Source organism: Xanthomonas sp. DAR 34887 (genome assembly GCF_041245805.1).
GTDB lineage: Bacteria > Pseudomonadota > Gammaproteobacteria > Xanthomonadales > Xanthomonadaceae > Xanthomonas_A > Xanthomonas_A tesorieronis.
Window position 1 is genome coordinate 3,954,680 of sequence record NZ_CP162490.1, and the last position, 17,639, is coordinate 3,972,318.

Sequence of the window (17,639 nt, forward strand, 5' to 3'; positions counted from 1 at the left end):
GTCCAATGCACTAGCGGTCCAGTTACGGTTGAACAAGAACGTCTAGATATCGCATGCGGTTGCCGCGGGCTTTGCCTTGGTATCCTGGCTCAATCTGTGCGATGTGATCCAAGTGGCCCTGCAAGCTCCTAATGTTGGCAGGATCAACTTCGGACGGATCTGCAGAACCTATTGCTTGATATAGCTCTTTAACCATCTTGTGCTGTCCGGCGGGCGCCGAAACGCGTCCATTCAACACAGAAACTCCGGTTATGAACTTCTCCTCTGACGCACGTATCACTCGGGATTTTCGGCAATGCATAGTGAGGCCAAACTGCTTCATCAGGCGCCTCACCCATTCCAAATCAGTTAGAGACGCGTTGGGCATAGTTATGACTATGTCGTCAACATAGACAGTCATTTTTCCACCGCGTTGCGTTACCCGATCGTACAGCAGATCCAACATCGGCTTATGGCAATAAAAGGAAAGCACTTCGCTATGAACGCCACCGGTAGGGACGTGCCGGCCGTGGTAGCAGCACACCTCGGCCAGTATTTTTGCAATATCGTCCGAGCACTGCATAACTTGAGAAAAAAAGCGCCATACATGGGACGCGGTGGTAGACGGGTAGAAAGATTTTATGTCTAGCTTGAGGGTCGGGAAAGGAGCTAGATGCTCCTGAGCATTCGTTAAAAACGAGCGCCGCCTAACGCCAGAATGCCGATAGTTTGGCGGCGTTATACGGCGCAGAAGAGTCGCGATACGTGCGTGAACCCGCCTCAGCGCGGGGCACGCCTCCTGCACGAGCCTTCCGTCATTGTTCCATACTTTGTACGCGCCAGGCTTTCGACAAAGCTCAAGCAGCTCCTCAGCCGATACTTTTAATCGACTAAGCAGCTGCCCTTTGCCTTTAATTGCGTACAGCCCGCACTGATCGAGTGAATACTGCTTCTTTGGCTTCTCCAGCCTGGGCGGGCGCCGCTTCCGATTCTTCGGCATCTGATTCGTCCTCATCAGCGCTAACCCACTCAAAGAATTTTAGTAGTCGCTTGGCGTGGGCGTTTTCCTGTGCTTCCACACCGCCAGCTCGTTCTTTAAACAACAAAAAAGTTGAAGCAGGAACCTTAAAAATCTTGGAGTACTCGTCCAGAAGCGCCAAAGACGGCGCTTTTTTCCCGTGCTCAATCTCATTTAGATACGAGGTGGAAATATTAAGCCTCCGAGCAAGCTCCACCTGCTTCATTCGGTGAAATTCTCGCGTTAGCCGCAAGGCTCTCTCAATCATGGTCTTCTCCAAACTTTTAAAAGAGAAGGCGTGCGTTAAAAGTCATCTCGAAGCAGCTTCACAAGATCCATAATGAACCTAAGAAGAGCCAAAGACCACATGGAACATTGATATACAAGCTTGTTCCGAAGGGCTGCCTTTACTACTTTGAGAGAACGATAACGCCAGGTGTGCTGTCGGGTACTAGTTTTTTTAGCCATGCTGTTAACTCCGAGTTACGGTCCTGGGACATCCCAGAACTCGCCCTCGCTAACCCAGAGTCGGGTCAGACAGCGCACCTCACCTTCCTTCCAACGTGACGACGAGCCCCTCGCTCGTCGTCACGTATCCCGTCACGACGCGCATGGATCATCGGCTACCCGACTCTCCGGTCAACGGGAGGGCGGGAACGGTTAGAAGCTTTTCAGCTTCCACAGATCTTTCGATCCACTTTTTGCGAGGGTAGCGATGCGACCCTTTTCAGTACCGTAGAGACACTATAGCTCAGGCGGAAAAAATTCGCAAATAGCGAAGCTTCTTCGTTAATATATCATTCATCATCTGGTCGCCAGGCATTCCTGGCACTCGCCATAAATAGAGTCTTGCCTATGTCAACCGCAATGAGGATCAGTGTTCCGCGCTCGACCGCAGTCACTGAAGTTGTGTATCAGCTACTTCTGTCCGAAACGGAAGCTGAGTTCTTGATAGACCTCCTGAGGGATGTCGGGGGCGATCCAAAGGAGTCGGCGCGCAAGTACGCCCAGGACATGCTGATCGAACTCGTGGATCTTCTGGGCGAAGGAACACGAAGGTTCGCGCGCGCCGATGGCAGCGCCTGTATCGCATACGCCGCCGAGGCGAACCTACCCTAGCGACGCCCCCGCTGTGACATCAGCGGAGGGCCATTGGCGGAGTCTGCCTGCCACGCGATCTCCGCCCGCAGCCGGCTCTGGTTCGTGATAGCCCACCGCTCGGCGAACTTGCAGGCAATCGTGTACGTCTTTGCCCGACCGTACGGGTTTCTGTACTCCAAACCGCGCTGCCGGTTAACGGAGACCCCCCAGTCGCCTGGAACACGCTTTGTAACCATGGCGACGATCTGCTGGCCTATCCGCAGATGGTGCTGCCCGAACGACTCGTAGAAGTACCAGTCGAAGTCCGACGGCATCTGATATTTCTCTTTGTAATCAGTCATATAGAGAAGTAGGCATCTTAATTTAAGCCCTATTGAGCCGGCCGCCCGTCTCAGCTGGTGCGACCGACGCCCCACAAAATCTCACTGCCGAATGCGACTGATGCCGTGCCGCACTCGCCCGCGAAAGGAAGCCATGTCCGCAACGATCCTGATCTTTGATTCCCTAGGCCGCCCGCTCGTCTTTTTCTGTGAGATGACGGGGCGCTTCAGTGCCCATCAGCGGGCCGTGCCCCGCGACCAGTACGACGAGGAGGAGGAGGAGCTGTGAGGCTCATCGACCGCTTGGCCCAAGAATTGGGGATTTTGGCTGTGAAAGCGATCTTCCTAGGCTTCCTGATCGGTGGTGTAGGGCTGCTTGTGGGCGCCCTGCTTGCAGCAGTGTTGAGGGGTGCTTGACCAACGTACAGCTCCAACGGTGACGCCGCATAGAAATTCGCCCGAATTCGGGACATAGCCCTAAACTGAACGTTGAGAAAGGCACTAGTGAAGTATCTCAAGACGCTGCAAGCACTCCTTGCCGGAAAGACCAGAATCTCAGTAATCCCCGCAACTCCGAACCAGAAAGGGTTTTGGCGGGATCGCCTAGACGCTGACCGCGTCTATTTCGGCGTGGGATCGTTTATTATCGCAATTGAGGGATACAACCCTTAAGCGCCACAACGGGGTGGCGCCCAACTAACTGACACTGGACCGCCACATGACTGCCCTGACAACTGACGAACTTGTCCACATTCTGCACGTCGCCTTGGAGGAACTTCGTCACGACGTGGACACTGATCTTCTTGCGACTAAGTTGCTGTGCCTCACCACTGCCTACGAGCACCCTGGACTACAACAGGCTGACATCGGCAAGCACGTGAAGGACCTCAGCACCTCCTCTGCCTCGCGTCACGTCATGGACTGGAGCGAGTACGACAGGTATGGCAATCCGAGCCTCGGCTACTTGTCGCAACTACCTGACCCGGCCAACCGGCGCCGCAACTTGCTCTTCGTGACTCCGAAGGGCCAGCAGTATCTGACCAGCCTAACCGACCGCGTAAACAAGGCGCTTCAAAAGCGCGCCGCACGCGCGGCATCTGCATAAATGGAGATTCAATGCCGCTTCGCCTCAAAGGCAAGGCTCCTCGCGAAGGGGAGGCCGACCGCCGCTATTACTTGATCGACGTGCAGGTCGGCCTACGGCGACCTCGCATCTCCGCCGGCACGCGCGACCGAGTGCTTGCTGAGCGCAGGGAACAAGCGGTTCTTGACGCCCTCCGGGACGACCCCAACGTCACCAAGCTGGAGCTGAAGCGCATCGTACGTGGCGAGCGGCTCGCAGCCATCCAGGAGCGCCGCAATGAAGCGCGCGCCTGGACACTGAAAGAAGCTTGCGACACCTGCATCCGCGACCGCGGAGAGGGTGGTTGGGGTCGCGCCGATTCGGTGGAGACCTACAAGATCAACTGCAAGAAGGCTCAGGAGTATCTGGGCTTCGACACTCCGGTCGCCTTCATTGACCAGGACAAGATTGACGACTACGCCGACTTCCTCCTCAACGAGGTCGAAAACGCGGAAGCCACGGTGAACCGCAAGCTGTTTGCCCTCATGCACGTCCTGGCCTATGCCAAGGCCCACAAGCAGTATCCCAGCGACCTCCCCAAGTGGAAGCCCTTCAAGGAGGACGGCAACGCCCGCCAGTTCGTGCTGACCGCCGAGGACGAGAGGACGCTCTTCACCGCCGTCGCCCGCCTCGACGAGCGCGAGGACGGTCCCAAGGGCGGCAACCCTGTCGTGCGCGACGCCGCCGGCTACGTGGACTACTTCACCTTCCTCGCCGACATCGGCTGCCGCTCCGGCCAGGCCCTCAAGGTACGTTGGCGGGACATCGACTGGGAGCTGCAGCCCGGCGTTGTGGGCGTCAAGTTTTGGCGCAAGGGCGAGCAGAAGGGAGGCCGCGTGCGCACCATCCCCTGTACCGACCGGGTTGTCCGAATCCTGAAACGCCGAAAGGCCCTCAAGGGAGACGGCCCGTTCTCGGAGCTTCGCCGCGGCCGCGGTACCGAACTGTGGAAGATGGCGAAAGCCAAAACCGACCTGAAGGGCGAGGCGGAGTGTGTGCCCCACTGCCTACGCCACACCTGTGCGACGCGCTTGCTGGCCCGCACAGGCGATCTGAAGCTGGTTCAGGAGTGGCTCGGCCACACAAAGATCGAGACCACTGCGGCCATCTACGCGAAGGTCTTGGTGGAAACGAAAGTGCGAGCACTGAGCGCGCTGCAGGAGGGATGGAATGGAGCGTCACCAATCCCTAATCCGGGAACAATCCAGGACAGCAACATATCCCTAAAAAGGGATATTGAGCAAACAACTCATTGAAAACATTCCGTTTTCAATGAGAAGTAAGAGAAGAAATGGGGTGGCTGAGGGGACTCGAACCCCCGACATCTGGAATCACAATCCAGTACTCTAACCAGCTGAGCTACAGCCACCATTGAACTCTTGCAACACCCTGTCCGGCGCCGGTGTGGCGCGCCCGACAGGAATCGAACCTGTAACCGCCGGCTTAGAAGGCCGGTGCTCTATCCGGTTGAGCTACGGGCGCCCGGGCCGGATTGTCGCATTCCTCTCCGCCGTTGGACATCGGATTGGTCGGGGTAGAGGGATTCGAACCCCCGACATCCTGCTCCCAAAGCAGGCGCGCTACCAGACTGCGCTATACCCCGGCGGAACATCCCTCGCGGCCGAGGCCGGAAAGGTCGGCTATTGTGGGAACCTCGCGGCCCGGTGTCAACGGCACATCGCGTTACCGGCGCCTGCGCTATGCTCGCCGCTTGTGGCCGACACGGGCCAATCGTCTTTTTTACAGGGAGAAACAGCATGATCCGCAGCGGCAACCCCGCTTTGAAGGAATCCACCTTCCTCGACCTCGGTAGCGGCGCAGTGGTCTCGCGCGACGGCGAGGCGATGACGCTGAACGGCACCATCCACAAGACCGGCGCCTTGCTGCTGCTGACCGTACTGACCGCCGTGTTCGCCTGGAGCCAGTCGATCTCGGTCGACGGCGCCGGCAACGAAGTGATCGCACCGGGCATCATCGGCTATGTGCTGGGCGGCGCCATCGGCGGTTTCATCCTGGCGCTGATCACCACCTTCAAGAAGACCTGGGCGCCGATCACCGCGCCGCTGTACGCGCTGGTGGAAGGCTTCTTCCTCGGGTCGATCTCGGCGCTGTACGAACACCGCTTCAACGGCATCGTGCTGCAGGCGGTGCTGCTGACCTTCGGCACCCTGTTCGCGCTGCTGTTCGCCTACCGCAGCGGCATGATCAAGGCTACCGAGAACTTCAAGCTGGGCGTGGTGGCGGCCACCGGCGGCATTGCGCTGGTGTACCTAGCCACCATCGTGCTCGGGTTCTTCAATATCCAGATCCCCTACATCCACGCGTCCGGCACGGTCGGCATCCTGTTCAGCCTGTTTGTGGTGGTGGTGGCGGCGCTGAACCTGGTGCTGGACTTCGACTTCATCGAGAGCGGCGTGGAACAGGGCGCGCCCAAGTACATGGAGTGGTACGGCGCGTTCGGGCTGATGGTCACCCTGGTGTGGCTGTACATCGAGTTCCTGCGCTTGCTGTCGAAGTTGCAGTCGCGCAATTGAGCCGGGAGTCGGGAATCGGGATTGGGGAATCGTAAAAGCCCGACTCTTCGGTTGCCGATCGAAGTCTGAAGAACGAAAAAGGGCGCCGCGAGGCGCCCTTTTTCGTTGCTGCGGTCGTCGCTGCGCTCAGAGGCGGCTGGCGATGGCCTTGGCGAAGCCCATGGTGTTGCCGCTGCCGCCCAGGTCCGGGGTCAGCCCGTCCTTGGCTTCCAGGGTGGCGACGATGGCGTTGCGCAGGCGCTCGGCGTTCTGCGGCTGGCCGACGTGGTCCAGCAACTGCGCCGCGCCCAGCAGCAGCGCGCACGGGTTGGCCTTGCCCTGCCCGGCGATGTCCGGGGCCGAGCCGTGCACGGCTTCGAAGATCGCCGCGTCGACGCCGATGTTGGCGCCCGGCGCCAGACCCAGGCCGCCGACCAAGCCAGCGCACAGGTCCGACAGGATGTCGCCGAACAGGTTGGTGGTGACGATGACGTCGAACTGCTCCGGGCGCATCACCAGCTGCATGCAGGCGTTGTCCACGATCATTTCCTGGAACTCGATCTCCGGGTAGTTCGCGGCCACTTCGCGCGCCACCTTCAGGAACAGGCCCGAGGTGGATTTGATGATGTTGGCCTTGTGCACCGCGGTGACCTTCTTGCGGCCGGTCGCGCGCGCCAGGTCGAACGCGTAGCGGACGATGCGCTCGGAACCCTTGCGGGTCACCTTGGCCATCGACACCGCGGTCTCGCCGTCGGCCGACACTTCCTGGCCTTCGCTCAGGTAGGCGCCTTCGGTGTTCTCGCGCACGGTGATCAGGTCCACGCCGGCGCCAAAGCGCGACTTGGTGTTCGGGAACGACTTGGCCGGACGCACGTTGGCGTACAGGTCGAACTGGCGGCGCATGGCCACGTTGATGGAGCTGAAGCCCTCGCCGACCGGCGTGGTCAGCGGGCTCTTCAGCGCGATCTTGTTCTTGCGGATCGAATCCAGGGTCGCGGCCGGCAACAGGTCGCCGTGCTTCTCCAGGGCGACCAGGCCGGCGTCGGCGTACTCGTAGGTGAGGCCGGCGTTCAGCGCGTCGAGCACGAACAGCGTGGCATCCATGATCTCGGGGCCGATGCCATCGCCACGAATGACCGTGATTGTCTGCGTCATAGGATTGGGGTTTCCGTACAGAGGGGGAGCGCGCCGACCGGAAGCCCGGGCTGCAGGCGCAAGGAGGTTTCACCAGTAATTATGCCCGAAGCCGGTGAAGGCCCCCAAAACCAGGCAGGCGCAAAACGCAGCGCGCCGCCCGCAGGCGGCGCGCACCAGGCCGATCCGCCCGGCCTTGCTTCAGCCGTGCGCGTGCTCGGCCGGCGCAGCGGCGGCGCCCTCCTCGAGCTTGTCGAGGAAGTCCACCGCCCGCCGCAGGTGCGGGATCACGATCGAGCCGCCGACCACCAGTCCCACCGAGAAGGTCTCGAAGAACTCGTCGCGCTGCACCCCGGCCTCCTTGCACTGGGCAACGTGGTAGCTGATGCAGTCGTCGCAGCGCAGCACCAGCGAGGCCACCAGGCCGAGCAGCTCCTTGGTCTTCACGTCCAGCGCGCCGGCCTGGTAGGTCTGGGTGTCCAGGGCGAAGAAGCGCCGCACCACCTGATTCGGCTCGGCCAGGATGCGCTGGTTCATGCGCTGGCGGAACTCGGTGAACTCGCGCACCCGGTCTTGGCCGTCGCCGCCCTCGCCGCCCGCCTGCGCTGCGCTCATGCCTGCGCCTCGGGCGCCTGGCCATCGAGCAGCGGCTGCAGCTTGCCGGCGCGGTGCAGCGCCATCATGTCGTCGTAGCCGCCGACATGGGTGTCGCCGACGAAGATCTGCGGCACGCTGGTGCGGCGCGCCAGCGCCACCATCTTCTCGCGCTCGGCCGGGTCCAGGTCGATGCGCACTTCGGTCCAGCTGCGGCCCTTGCTCTTCAGGAAGTTCTTGGCCGCCACGCAGTACGGGCAGACCGCGGTGGAATACAGGGTGATCGGCGGGCCGCCGGCCTGGCCGTCATCGGTAGGTTGGGTGTCCACGGGAAACTCCGGGCAAGAAATGGGGTCCAAGCCACTATGGTAGCGGCCAGGTGGATTTTCGAGTCCGCTGCCGCAACACTGCAGATCACCCCGGTTCAACCACCCTGGATTCACCCGCCGCCGCCGCGGCGCCCTGCCCTGCCCTGGAGCCTCACTTGCGCCCGCTGCCGCTTGCCTTCGCGATCACCCTGGCTACCGCCGCCGCCATCGCGCCGGCGCAGGAGAACAAGCTGCCGGACATCGGCTCCTCGGCCGGCGAGCTGCTGACCCCGGCGCGCCAGGCCGAATACGGTAAGATGATGCTGGCCGAGCTGCGCAACTACGACTACGTGCTCGAAGATCCGCTGATCGACGACTGGCTGCAGACCATGGGCACCCGGCTCGGCGCCAACAGCGACCAGCCGCAGCAGAAATACACGTTCTTCATGCTGCGCGACCGCCAGATCAACGCCTTCGCCACGCTGGGCGGCTACGTCGCGGTCAACGCCGGGCTGGTGCTGACCGCCGAGCGCGAGGACGAGGTCGCCGCGGTGCTGTCGCACGAGATCGCGCACATCACCCAGCAGCACGTGCTGCGCGGGGTGGAACGGGCGCAGCGCGACCAGGTGCCGATCCTGCTCGGCATGCTCGCCGCGGTGGTCGCCGCGCAGCAGGCCGGCGGTCGCTCCAGCGGCGACGCCACCCAGGCGGCGATCGCCAGCGGCCTGGGGCTGATGCAGCAGCGCCAGATCGACTACACCCGCTCCAACGAATCGGAGGCCGACCGCCTGGGCATCCGCACCCTGGCGCGCAGCGGCTACGACGTGGACGCGATGGCCGGCTTCTTCGAGCGCATGTCGCTGGCGATGCGCGGCAACCAGGGCGGCTACAGCACCCCCGATTACCTGATGACCCACCCGGTCACCACCACCCGCATCAGCGAGGCGCGGCAGCGCGCCGAACAGATGAAGAAGAACACGGTGACCCTGACCACCAGCGTGCCCGGCGGCACCCTGCAGGAACGGGTCGATCCCAACGACGTGTCGCTGAGCCAGCCGCTGGGCGCGCCCAGCAATCCGTTGCTGCCCGGGCGCCTGCAACTGCCGTTCGAGACCTATTCGCGCGGCGCCAGCGGCCAGTTCGACTGGGCCCGCGAGCGCCTGCGCGTGCTCAGCGCCAACACTCCGGCCGATGCGGTCCGCGAGTACGAGGGCCTGCGCCAGGGCAGCAAGCAGGGCCTCAGCGACGCCCAGCGCTACGGCCTGGCGCTGGCCAAGCTGCGCGGCGGCGGCAGCCCGCAGGACGGCATGCAGACCCTGGAAGACCTGCTGAAGGCGCACCCGGACAGCTGGTGGCTGAGCCTGGCGGTGGCCGAGGCCGAATCGCGCAACGGCCGCAGCCAGCAGGCCAACCAGCGCTTCGACGCCCTGCTCAAGCGCCTGCCGAGCAACCGCGCGGTGGCGCTGACCTATGCCACCGCGCTGAACGAGCAAGGCGGCCGGGCCGCCGGACAGCGCGCGCAGGCGGTATTGCGCCCGCTACTGAGCGCGGCCGCCGACGATCCGGTGTTCCAGCGCACCTTCGCCCGCGCCTGCGAGCTGGCCGGCGACGGCAACCGCGCCGGCGAAGCCTATGCCGAGGCCGCCTACCTGAACGGGCGTCCGGAGCAGGCGCTGATCCAGTTGAACAATCTGAAGAAGCGCGACGACCTCGATTACGTGGCGCGCGCACGCATCGATGCGCGCATTGCCGCGATCACCCCGACGGTGCTGGAACTGCGCCGCCAGGGGGTGCAGGATCCGGATGTGAAACAACGCTGAAACGCCATGTGGCGGCAGTCATCGAATAGTAATAAAACCGTAGTCTACTGGCGACCTCTCCTCCCCAGTCCCTACGGTGCCGTCGTGCAGAAACGCATCCTGATCGTCGACGACGAACCCGCCATCCGCGACATGGTGGCGTTCGCCCTGCGCAAGGGCGACTTCGAACCGGTTCACGCCGGCGACGCGCGGGAAGCGCAGACCTCCATCGCCGACCGCGTTCCCGACCTGATCCTGCTCGACTGGATGCTGCCCGGCACCAGCGGCCTGGAACTGGCCCGGCGCTGGCGCAAGGACGCGATGACCCGCGAGGTGCCGATCATCATGCTCACCGCGCGCGGCGAGGAAAACGACCGCGTCGGCGGCCTGGAAGCCGGCGTCGACGACTACGTGGTCAAGCCGTTCTCCGCCCGCGAGCTGCTGGCGCGGATCCGCGCGGTGATGCGCCGTACCCGCGACGACGACGAGGACGGCAGCGTCTCGGTCGGCACCCTGCGCATCGATGGCGCCGCGCACCGGGTGTTCGCCGGCGACGCGCCGGTGCCGATCGGCCCCACCGAATACCGCCTGCTGCACTTCTTCATGACCCACCCCGAGCGCGTCTACAGCCGCGCGCAGCTGCTCGACCACGTCTGGGGCGGCAGCGTCTATGTCGAGGAGCGCACCATCGACGTGCACATCCGCCGGCTGCGCAAGACCCTGGAGCCGTTCGCGGTGGAGAACATGGTGCAGACGGTGCGCGGTTCCGGCTACCGCTTCTCCTCGTCCATCTGACTGTCGCCGTCGCCTGCTATAAACGGCGGACGACGAATACGATCCATCGCGACAGAGCGCCCCCGATGCCCCGCAACATGCGTTACGCCTGGCTCAAGACCCTCGGCACCCTCGCCGTCATGCTGTTGCTGGCGGTGCTGGCCGGCTGGGTCGGCGGCCACGTGTGGATGGCGCTGACCCTGACCTCGCTGGCGGTGATGGGCTGGCACTATTGGCGCCTGCGCCGCGTGCTGCGCCGGCTGACCGCGCGCCAGCGCTGGGAACCGCCGGCCGGCACGGGGGTGTGGAACGAACTGGACCGGCTGCTGTACCGCAGCCAGGCGGAAATGCGCACGCGCAAGCGACGCCTGCTGGACATGCTGCGCGCCTACCGCGCCGCCGCCGCCGCGCTGCCCGACGCGGTGGTGGTGGTGGACCGCAACAGCCAGCGCATCCAGTGGTTCAACGAAGCCGCCGGCACCCTGCTCGGCCTGCGCCATCCCGGCGACCTCAACGTCCCGGTGGTGGAACGCCTGCAGCCGCTGCCGCTGGCGCACTGGCTGGCCGGCGGCCGCAACGCCGAGCCGATGCTGGACACGCCCTCGCCGATCGACGACCGGCTGCGCCTGAACCTGCGTTTGATTCCCTACTCCGACGACTACTGGCTGCTGGTCGCGCGCGACGTCAGCAAGCTGCTGCAGCTGGAGCAGGTGCGCCGCGATTTCGTCGCCAACGTCTCGCACGAACTGCGTACGCCGCTGACCGTGGTGCACGGCTACCTGGACATGCTCGATCCGGAGGATTTCCCCGATTCCGGGCCGATGATCGCCGAGATGCGCAAGCAGTCGCAGCGCATGACCCAACTGGTCGAAGACCTGCTGACCCTGTCGCGGCTGGAATCGCAGGAGCACGCCAACGAAGAGAGCATCGCGATGGCGCCGATGCTGGCCACGCTGCGCCGCGAGGCCGAAGCGCACAGCCAAGGCCGGCACCGCATCGAGGTGCACGACGAGGCCGATCTGGACCTGGTCGGCTCCAACAAGGAACTGCACAGCGCGTTCTCCAACCTGGTCACCAATGCGGTGCGCTACACCCCTGCCGGCGGCTCGGTCAGCATTCGCTTCGCCCGCGAAGGCGACGGCGCGGTGCTGTCGGTGCGCGACAGCGGCTACGGCATCCCGTCGCACCACCTGCCGCGCATCACCGAGCGCTTCTATCGCGTGTCCAGCAGCCGTTCGCGCGAAAGCGGCGGCACCGGGCTGGGGCTGTCGATCGTCAAGCACGTGCTGGGCCTGCACCAGGCTCGGCTGGACATCGAAAGCGAAGTCGGCAAGGGCAGCACGTTTTCCTGCCACTTCGGCGCCGGACGCGTGCATCCGCGGCACGACCATGCCACTCTGACCTCCGCCTAACGAGTAACGCCATGCCACGCGCTGCCGCTTTGCCGCCCACGCCACCACCGGATGTTCCCAGCGACCCGCTGCGCGACCCGTCGCTGTATCTCAACCGCGAACTGTCGCAACTGGATTTCAATTTCCGGGTGCTGGCGCAGGCGCAGGATCCGAGCGTGCCGCTGCTGGAACGGCTGCGCTTCCTGTGCATCTCCTGCACCAACCTCGACGAGTTCTTCGAGATCCGCGCCGCCACCGTGCGCCATGCGCTGGAATTCGGCTTGCCGCCGGCGCCGGACGGGCTGAGCTCGAGCGCGATCCTCAACACCATCCACGACCGCGCCGCGCAACTGGTCGACCACCAGTACCGCTGCTGGAACGAAGTGCTGCGGCCGGCATTGAAGGACGCCGGCATCGGCGTGCTCGGCCGCAACAGCTGGAACGCGCGGCAGAAGCGCTGGCTGCGCGCGTATTTCCGCAACGAGATCATGCCGGTGCTGTCGCCGCTGGGCCTGGACCCGGCGCATCCGTTCCCGAAGATCCTCAACAAGTCGCTGAACATCGTGGTGGTGCTGAAGGGCACCGACGCGTTCGGCCGCATCGGCCACCTGGCGATCGTGCGCGCGCCGCGTTCGCTGCCGCGCATCATCGAGTTGCCGGAAAGCCTGTCCGAGGGCGGACAGAGTTTCGTGTTCCTGTCCTCGGTGCTGTCCACCTTCGTCGACGAACTGTTCCCGGGCATGGAAGTGACGGGGTCCTACCAGTTCCGCGTGACCCGCAATTCCGAACTGGTGGTGGACGAGGAGGAAGTGGAGAACCTGGCGCTGGCGCTGCGCGACGAGCTGGTCAACCGCGGCTACCGGCCGGCGGTGCGGCTGGAGATCGCCGAGGACTGCCCGAATTCGATCGTGCGCACCCTGCTGCAGAACTTCCAGTTGCCGGAAAACGCGGTCTACCGCATCAACGGTCCGGTCAACCTGAGCCGGGTCAACCAGGTCTACGATCTGGTGCAGCGCCCGGAGCTGAAGTATCCGCCGATGAATCCGCGCACGCTGCGCGACAGCGACGGCATCTTCGCCATCGTCGCCGCCGACGACGTGCTGCTGCACCACCCGTTCGACGCGTTCACCGCGGTGCTGGACCTGATCAAGCAGGCCGCGGTGGACCCGCAGGTGCTGGCGATCAAGCAGACCCTGTACCGCACCGGCAAGGACTCGGGCATCGTCGATGCGCTGGTGCTGGCCGCGCGCAATGGCAAGGATGTGACCGTGGTGGTCGAACTGCGCGCGCGCTTCGACGAAGAAGCCAACCTGGGCCTGGCCGATCGCCTGCAGGAAGCCGGCGTGCAGGTGGTGTACGGCGTGGTCGGCTACAAGACCCACGCCAAGATGCTGCTGATCGTGCGCCGCGAGGGCCGCAAGCTGCGCCGTTACGTGCACCTGGGCACCGGCAATTACCACAGCGGCACCGCGCGCGCCTACACCGACCTGAGCCTGATCACCGCCGACGTGGAGATCTGCAACGACGTGCATCTGCTGTTCCAGCAGCTGTCCGGACTGGCGCCGAAGATCCGCCTCAAGCGCCTGCTGCAATCGCCGTTCACCCTGCACCCGGGCGTGCTGCACCGGATCGAGCGCGAGACCAAGCTGGCCCTGGCCGGGCGCCCGGGCCGCATCATCGCCAAGATGAACGCGCTCAACGAGCCGCAGGTGATCCGCGCGCTGTACGCGGCGTCGCAGGCCGGCGTGAAGATCGATCTGATCGTCCGCGGCGCGTGCACGCTGCGCCCCGGCGTGCCGGGCGTGTCGGACAACATCCGGGTGCGTTCGATCGTCGGCCGCTTCCTCGAGCACAGCCGCATCTACTGGTTCGGCAACGACGGCGCGCCGGAACTGTTCTGCGCCAGCGCCGACTGGCTGGAGCGCAACCTGCTGCGGCGCGTGGAGACCTGCTTCCCGATCCTGGATCCGGATCTGATCAAGCGCATCCATCGCGAGGTGTTGCAGAACTATCTGGCCGACAATCTCAATGCGTGGGAACTGGATGCCAGCGGCGCCTATCGCAAGCTGGAACCAGGCCAGGACCAGCCGCCGCATTCGGCACAGCTGACCCTGCTCGACGGACTCTGAGCCACGCCGCCCGCGCGCCGATGGACGGCCCCGGCCGTGCATCGGCTACCATTCCGCCCATGCCTTCCATCTCCCCGTACACGCCGCTGCGCGATGGCGACCTGCTGGCCGCCATCGACCTGGGTTCCAACAGTTTCCACATGGTCGTGGCGCGGTATCAGCTCGGGCAGCTGCGGGTGGTGGACCGCCTGCGCGAGACCGTGCGCATGGCCGACGGCCTGGACAACAAGGGCGGGCTGTCGGCCGAGGCTCGGCAGCGCGCGCTGGAATGCCTGGCGCGCTTCGGCCAGCGCATCCGCGACGTGCCGTCGCTGCGCGTGCGCGCATTGGCCACCAACACCGTGCGCCAGCTGCGCTCGCCGCAGGCATTCCTGATCCCCGGCGAAACCGCGCTCGGCCATCCGATCGAAGTGGTCAGCGGCCGCGAGGAAGCACGCCTGATCTACCTGGGCGTGGCGCATGCGCAGCCGCCCAAGCCGGACCAGCGCCGGCTGGTGATCGACATCGGCGGCGGCTCCACCGAATTCATCATCGGCCGCGGTTTCCAGACCTTGGAACGCGAAAGCCTGCAGGCCGGCTGCATCGCCAGCACGCGGCGCTTCTTTCCCGGCGGCAAGCTGTCGAAGAAGAAATGGAAGGACGCGCTGACCGAGATCGGCGCCGAGTTCCAACAGTTCGCGAGGCAGTACCGTGCGCTGGGCTGGCACGAGGCGTTGGGATCGTCGGGCACGCACAAGGCGATCGGCGAGATCTGCGCGGCGATGAAGCTGACCAAGGGCGCGATCACCGCCGAGGCGCTGCCGCAGTTGCGCGACCGTCTGCTGCTGGCCAAGCGCATCGAGGACATCGACCTGCCCGGCCTGTCCGCCGACCGCCGGCCGATCATCGCCGGCGGCGTGCTGGTGCTGGAGGCCGCGTTCCAGGCCCTGGGCCTGCAGCGCCTGATGGTGAGCAAGGCGGCCATGCGCGAAGGCATCCTGTACGACATGCTCGGCCGCGGCGGCGAAAACGATCCGCGCGAGACCGCGATCGCCGCGCTCACCCAGCGCTACGGCATCGACGAGGCGCAGGCGGCGCGCGTGGAAGCGACCGCGATGGCGTTGTTCGCGCAGGTCGCCACCGACTGGGCGCTGGATGCCGACGACGGGCGCATGCTGAGCTGGGCCGCGCGCCTGCACGAGCTCGGCCAGGCCATCGCGCACAGCCAGTACCACGTGCACGGCGCCTACGTGCTCGAGCACTCCGACATCGCCGGCTTCTCGCGGCAGGAGCAGCAGGTGCTGGCGACGCTGGTGCGCACCCATCGCCGCAACGTGCCCAAGACCGCATTCGACGCCCTGCCCGACCGCCTGCTGCTCAGCGCCAAACGCAAGGCCGCGCTGCTGCGGCTGGCGGTGCTGCTGCACCGCGCGCACGAATCCGAGCCGATCCCGTCGCTGGACCTGAAGGCCAACGGCGACGACCTGCACCTGATCCTGTCGCAGCCCTGGATCGAATCGCGGCCGCTGCAGCGCGCCGACCTGATCGGCGAGGTCGAGGGGATGGCGGGACTGGGGATCAATTTCCGGCCGTTTGTGGCTTGAAAGCCGGGATTCGGGAATAGGGATTCGGGATTCGTAAAAGCCGTGCTGCCAGAGCGCTTCTTGCGAGCCGGATTGTTCTCACCGGAGAGATGGCTGATGGAAGCGCGGCTAAACGCCTTGGGCCGGCGTCATCATTCCTACATGCGCCGGACATGTTCGCTTCACCGCCTCGCGCGAAGCTTTGGCAAACCGGAGCCCGAGCATGCGCTACGCGATCGTCACCGAGACGTACCCCCCTGAGGTCAACGGCGTCGCGCTGACCGTGCAGGGGCTGGAACTGGGATTGCGTGCGCTCGGCCATCAGGTCGACGTGGTGCGGCCGCGCCAGGCCGGCGACGGGCACGACGACGATGCGCTGCTGGTGCGCGGCGCGGCGCTGCCGCGTTACCCCGGCCTGAAGTTCGGCCTGCCCGCGCCGCGGCGCCTAGCGCGGCTGTGGCAGGCCGTGCCACCGGACGCGGTGTACATCGCCACCGAAGGCCCGCTCGGCTGGTCGGCGTTGCGCACCGCGCGGCGCCTGGGCATCCCGATCGCCACCGGCCTGCACACCCGCTTCGACGAATACCTGCCGCAGTACGGCGCCGCCTGGCTGCAGTCGACCGCGCTGCGCTGGATGCGGCGCTTCCACAACCAGGCCGACGCCACCCTGGTGCCGACCCGCGAACTGCTCGGCTTCCTCGCCGAACAAGGCTTCGCGCGCGCGCGCCTGTTGGCGCGCGCAGTGGACAACCGCCAGTTCGAACCGCAGCGCCGCGATCCGCACCTGCGCCGCGAGTGGGGCTTGGGGGACGACGGTTGCGCGGCCCTGTACGTTGGCCGCATCGCCTCGGAGAAGAACCTGCCGCTGGCGGTGCGCGCGTTCCGCCAACTGCAGCAGGTGCGGCCGGAAGCGCGCTTCGTCTGGGTCGGCGACGGCCCGATGCGCGAGCGCCTGGCGCAGGAAAACCCCGACTTCATCTTCTGCGGCGTGCAACGCGGCGACGCGCTGGCGCGGCACTTCGCCAGCGGCGACCTGTTCCTGTTTCCCAGCCGCAGCGAAACCTTCGGCAACGTGACCCTGGAAGCGATGGCCAGCGGCGTGGCCACGGTCGCCTTCGATTACGGCGCGGCGCGCGAATACCTGCGCGACGGCATCAACGGTGCGGCGGTGAGCGACGACGACGGTTTCGTCGCCGCCGCGGTGCGCCTGGCCAGCGACGACGCCCTGCGCCGGCAGCTAGGCGAGGCCGCCTGCGCGGCGATGCAACAGCTGCGCCCGGAACAGGTCGTGGCCGATTTCGAAGCGCTGCTTGGCGAACTGGCGTACAGCAGGAGGTCCCATGTCGACGCGGCTTGAGATTCTGCGCGGGCACGAAACCCGCTGGTGCCGGCAAGCCAACCATTGGTGCCGGCGGCGCTCGGTGCGGCGCTTCTTCGCGCTGATCAGCCGCCTCGGCGACGGCGTGTTCTGGTATGCGCTGATGACCTTGCTGGTGGTCTGCGACGGCATGAGCGGCGTGTTCGCCTCCGCGCACATGGCCGCCACCGGCGTGGTCGCGCTGAGCCTGTACAAGGGCCTCAAGCGCTGGACCCGGCGCCCGCGCCCGTACGCGGCCGACCTGCGCATCCGCGCCTGGGTGGCGCCGCTGGACGAGTTCAGCTTCCCGTCCGGGCACACCCTGCATGCGGTGTCGTTCGGCATCGTCGCCCTGGCCTATTACCCGTGGCTGGCGCCGCTGCTGATTCCGTTCATCGTCTGTGTGGCGCTGTCGCGGGTGGTGCTGGGCCTGCACTACCCCAGCGACGTGCTCGCCGCCACCGGCATCGGCGCGGCGCTGGCCGCGGCGTCGTTGTGGGTGGTTCTGTAGCCGGGATTGGGAATTCGGGATTGGGG

18 protein-coding genes and 3 tRNA genes are annotated in these 17,639 nt (G+C 65.2%); 12 read left to right on the top strand and 9 right to left on the bottom strand.

Annotated features, from left to right (window positions below; translation table 11 throughout):
• Positions 1–22: 22 nt before the first annotated feature.
• Together AB3X08_RS16720 and AB3X08_RS16725 are read right to left on the bottom strand one after the other, a co-directional pair.
• Positions 23–994, bottom strand: a complete 972-nt coding sequence (locus tag AB3X08_RS16720) for a reverse transcriptase family protein (protein WP_369933939.1) — start codon at positions 992–994, stop codon at positions 23–25.
• Entirely contained in the window at positions 891–1,223 is a 333-nt protein-coding gene (locus tag AB3X08_RS16725; RefSeq protein ID WP_369933940.1) for a helix-turn-helix domain-containing protein, read from the bottom strand. The genes AB3X08_RS16720 and AB3X08_RS16725 overlap by 104 nt, the downstream gene beginning before the upstream one ends.
• Positions 1,224–1,852: 629 nt before the next feature.
• Between AB3X08_RS16725 and AB3X08_RS16730 the strand changes: the two genes are divergently transcribed.
• A complete protein-coding gene (locus AB3X08_RS16730; protein WP_369933941.1) occupies positions 1,853–2,116 on the top strand; it encodes a hypothetical protein in 264 nt (87 codons plus the stop codon).
• Here AB3X08_RS16730 and AB3X08_RS16735 read toward each other — a convergent pair.
• Entirely contained in the window at positions 2,113–2,439 is a 327-nt protein-coding gene (locus tag AB3X08_RS16735; RefSeq protein ID WP_369933942.1) for a hypothetical protein, read from the bottom strand. The genes AB3X08_RS16730 and AB3X08_RS16735 overlap by 4 nt on opposite strands.
• Positions 2,440–2,572: 133 nt before the next feature.
• On the opposite strand from AB3X08_RS16735, the gene AB3X08_RS16740 reads away from it, so the two are divergent.
• The 3 genes from AB3X08_RS16740 (at position 2,573) to AB3X08_RS16750 (ending at position 4,797) form a co-directional block, all read left to right on the top strand.
• Positions 2,573–2,707 (top strand): hypothetical protein, encoded by a 135-nt coding sequence (locus tag AB3X08_RS16740; RefSeq protein ID WP_369933943.1) that lies wholly within the window; start codon positions 2,573–2,575, stop codon positions 2,705–2,707.
• 429 nt (positions 2,708–3,136) lie between these two features.
• Positions 3,137–3,523: a hypothetical protein gene (locus AB3X08_RS16745; protein ID WP_369933944.1), complete on the top strand. Its 387-nt coding sequence runs from the start codon at positions 3,137–3,139 to the stop codon at positions 3,521–3,523.
• 11 nt (positions 3,524–3,534) lie between these two features.
• Complete coding sequence (locus AB3X08_RS16750; protein ID WP_369933945.1) at positions 3,535–4,797, top strand: tyrosine-type recombinase/integrase; 1,263 nt, start codon at positions 3,535–3,537, stop codon at positions 4,795–4,797.
• Between the two features lie 36 nt (positions 4,798–4,833).
• On the opposite strand, the gene AB3X08_RS16755 is transcribed toward AB3X08_RS16750, so the two are convergent.
• The 3 genes from AB3X08_RS16755 to AB3X08_RS16765 form a co-directional block, all read right to left on the bottom strand.
• Positions 4,834–4,910: transfer RNA gene (locus AB3X08_RS16755), tRNA-His, on the bottom strand.
• A 36-nt stretch (positions 4,911–4,946) separates the two neighbouring features.
• A tRNA-Arg gene (locus AB3X08_RS16760) sits at positions 4,947–5,023 on the bottom strand.
• A gap of 44 nt (positions 5,024–5,067) precedes the next feature.
• Positions 5,068–5,144: transfer RNA gene (locus AB3X08_RS16765), tRNA-Pro, on the bottom strand.
• 154 nt (positions 5,145–5,298) lie between these two features.
• Here AB3X08_RS16765 and AB3X08_RS16770 point away from each other — a divergent pair.
• On the top strand, positions 5,299–6,075 hold the full coding sequence (locus AB3X08_RS16770) for a Bax inhibitor-1/YccA family membrane protein (RefSeq protein WP_369933946.1): 777 nt from the start codon (positions 5,299–5,301) through the stop codon (positions 6,073–6,075).
• Positions 6,076–6,201: 126 nt separating this feature from the next.
• Here the strand turns inward: AB3X08_RS16770 and AB3X08_RS16775 are convergent, their stop codons facing one another.
• From AB3X08_RS16775 to grxC, 3 genes are all read right to left on the bottom strand, one after another.
• Positions 6,202–7,209, bottom strand: coding sequence for an isocitrate dehydrogenase (locus AB3X08_RS16775; RefSeq protein ID WP_184411663.1), 1,008 nt, complete (start codon positions 7,207–7,209; stop codon positions 6,202–6,204).
• Positions 7,210–7,389: 180 nt separating this feature from the next.
• Positions 7,390–7,803, bottom strand: coding sequence for a carboxymuconolactone decarboxylase family protein (locus AB3X08_RS16780; protein ID WP_369933947.1), 414 nt, complete (start codon positions 7,801–7,803; stop codon positions 7,390–7,392).
• Positions 7,800–8,111: a glutaredoxin 3 gene (grxC, locus tag AB3X08_RS16785; protein WP_369933948.1), complete on the bottom strand. Its 312-nt coding sequence runs from the start codon at positions 8,109–8,111 to the stop codon at positions 7,800–7,802. Before grxC ends, AB3X08_RS16780 begins: the two co-directional genes overlap by 4 nt.
• A gap of 155 nt (positions 8,112–8,266) precedes the next feature.
• Here grxC and AB3X08_RS16790 point away from each other — a divergent pair, with 155 nt between their 5' ends.
• The 7 genes from AB3X08_RS16790 to AB3X08_RS16820 all read left to right on the top strand — a co-directional run bounded on the left by AB3X08_RS16790 (position 8,267) and on the right by AB3X08_RS16820 (position 17,613).
• Positions 8,267–9,910, top strand: coding sequence for a M48 family metalloprotease (locus AB3X08_RS16790; RefSeq protein ID WP_369933949.1), 1,644 nt, complete (start codon positions 8,267–8,269; stop codon positions 9,908–9,910).
• Between the two features lie 84 nt (positions 9,911–9,994).
• Positions 9,995–10,684 carry a phosphate regulon transcriptional regulator PhoB gene (gene phoB / locus AB3X08_RS16795; RefSeq protein WP_184411667.1) on the top strand — a complete coding sequence of 230 codons (690 nt, stop codon included), beginning with the start codon at positions 9,995–9,997 and terminating at the stop codon, positions 10,682–10,684.
• Between the two features lie 65 nt (positions 10,685–10,749).
• The gene (gene phoR, locus AB3X08_RS16800) at positions 10,750–12,075 is read left to right on the top strand and encodes a phosphate regulon sensor histidine kinase PhoR (RefSeq protein ID WP_369933950.1); all 1,326 of its coding nucleotides are present in this window, start codon (positions 10,750–10,752) and stop codon (positions 12,073–12,075) included.
• An 11-nt stretch (positions 12,076–12,086) separates the two neighbouring features.
• Positions 12,087–14,183, top strand: coding sequence for a polyphosphate kinase 1 (ppk1, locus tag AB3X08_RS16805; protein ID WP_369933951.1), 2,097 nt, complete (start codon positions 12,087–12,089; stop codon positions 14,181–14,183).
• A 59-nt stretch (positions 14,184–14,242) separates the two neighbouring features.
• On the top strand, positions 14,243–15,766 hold the full coding sequence (ppx, locus tag AB3X08_RS16810; RefSeq protein WP_369933952.1) for an exopolyphosphatase: 1,524 nt from the start codon (positions 14,243–14,245) through the stop codon (positions 15,764–15,766).
• Positions 15,767–15,968: 202 nt separating this feature from the next.
• Positions 15,969–17,102 (top strand): glycosyltransferase family 4 protein, encoded by a 1,134-nt coding sequence (locus AB3X08_RS16815; protein ID WP_369933954.1) that lies wholly within the window; start codon positions 15,969–15,971, stop codon positions 17,100–17,102.
• Positions 17,086–17,613 (top strand): phosphatase PAP2 family protein, encoded by a 528-nt coding sequence (locus tag AB3X08_RS16820; RefSeq protein ID WP_369933955.1) that lies wholly within the window; start codon positions 17,086–17,088, stop codon positions 17,611–17,613. The genes AB3X08_RS16815 and AB3X08_RS16820 overlap by 17 nt, the downstream gene beginning before the upstream one ends.
• Positions 17,614–17,639: the final 26 nt, after the last annotated feature.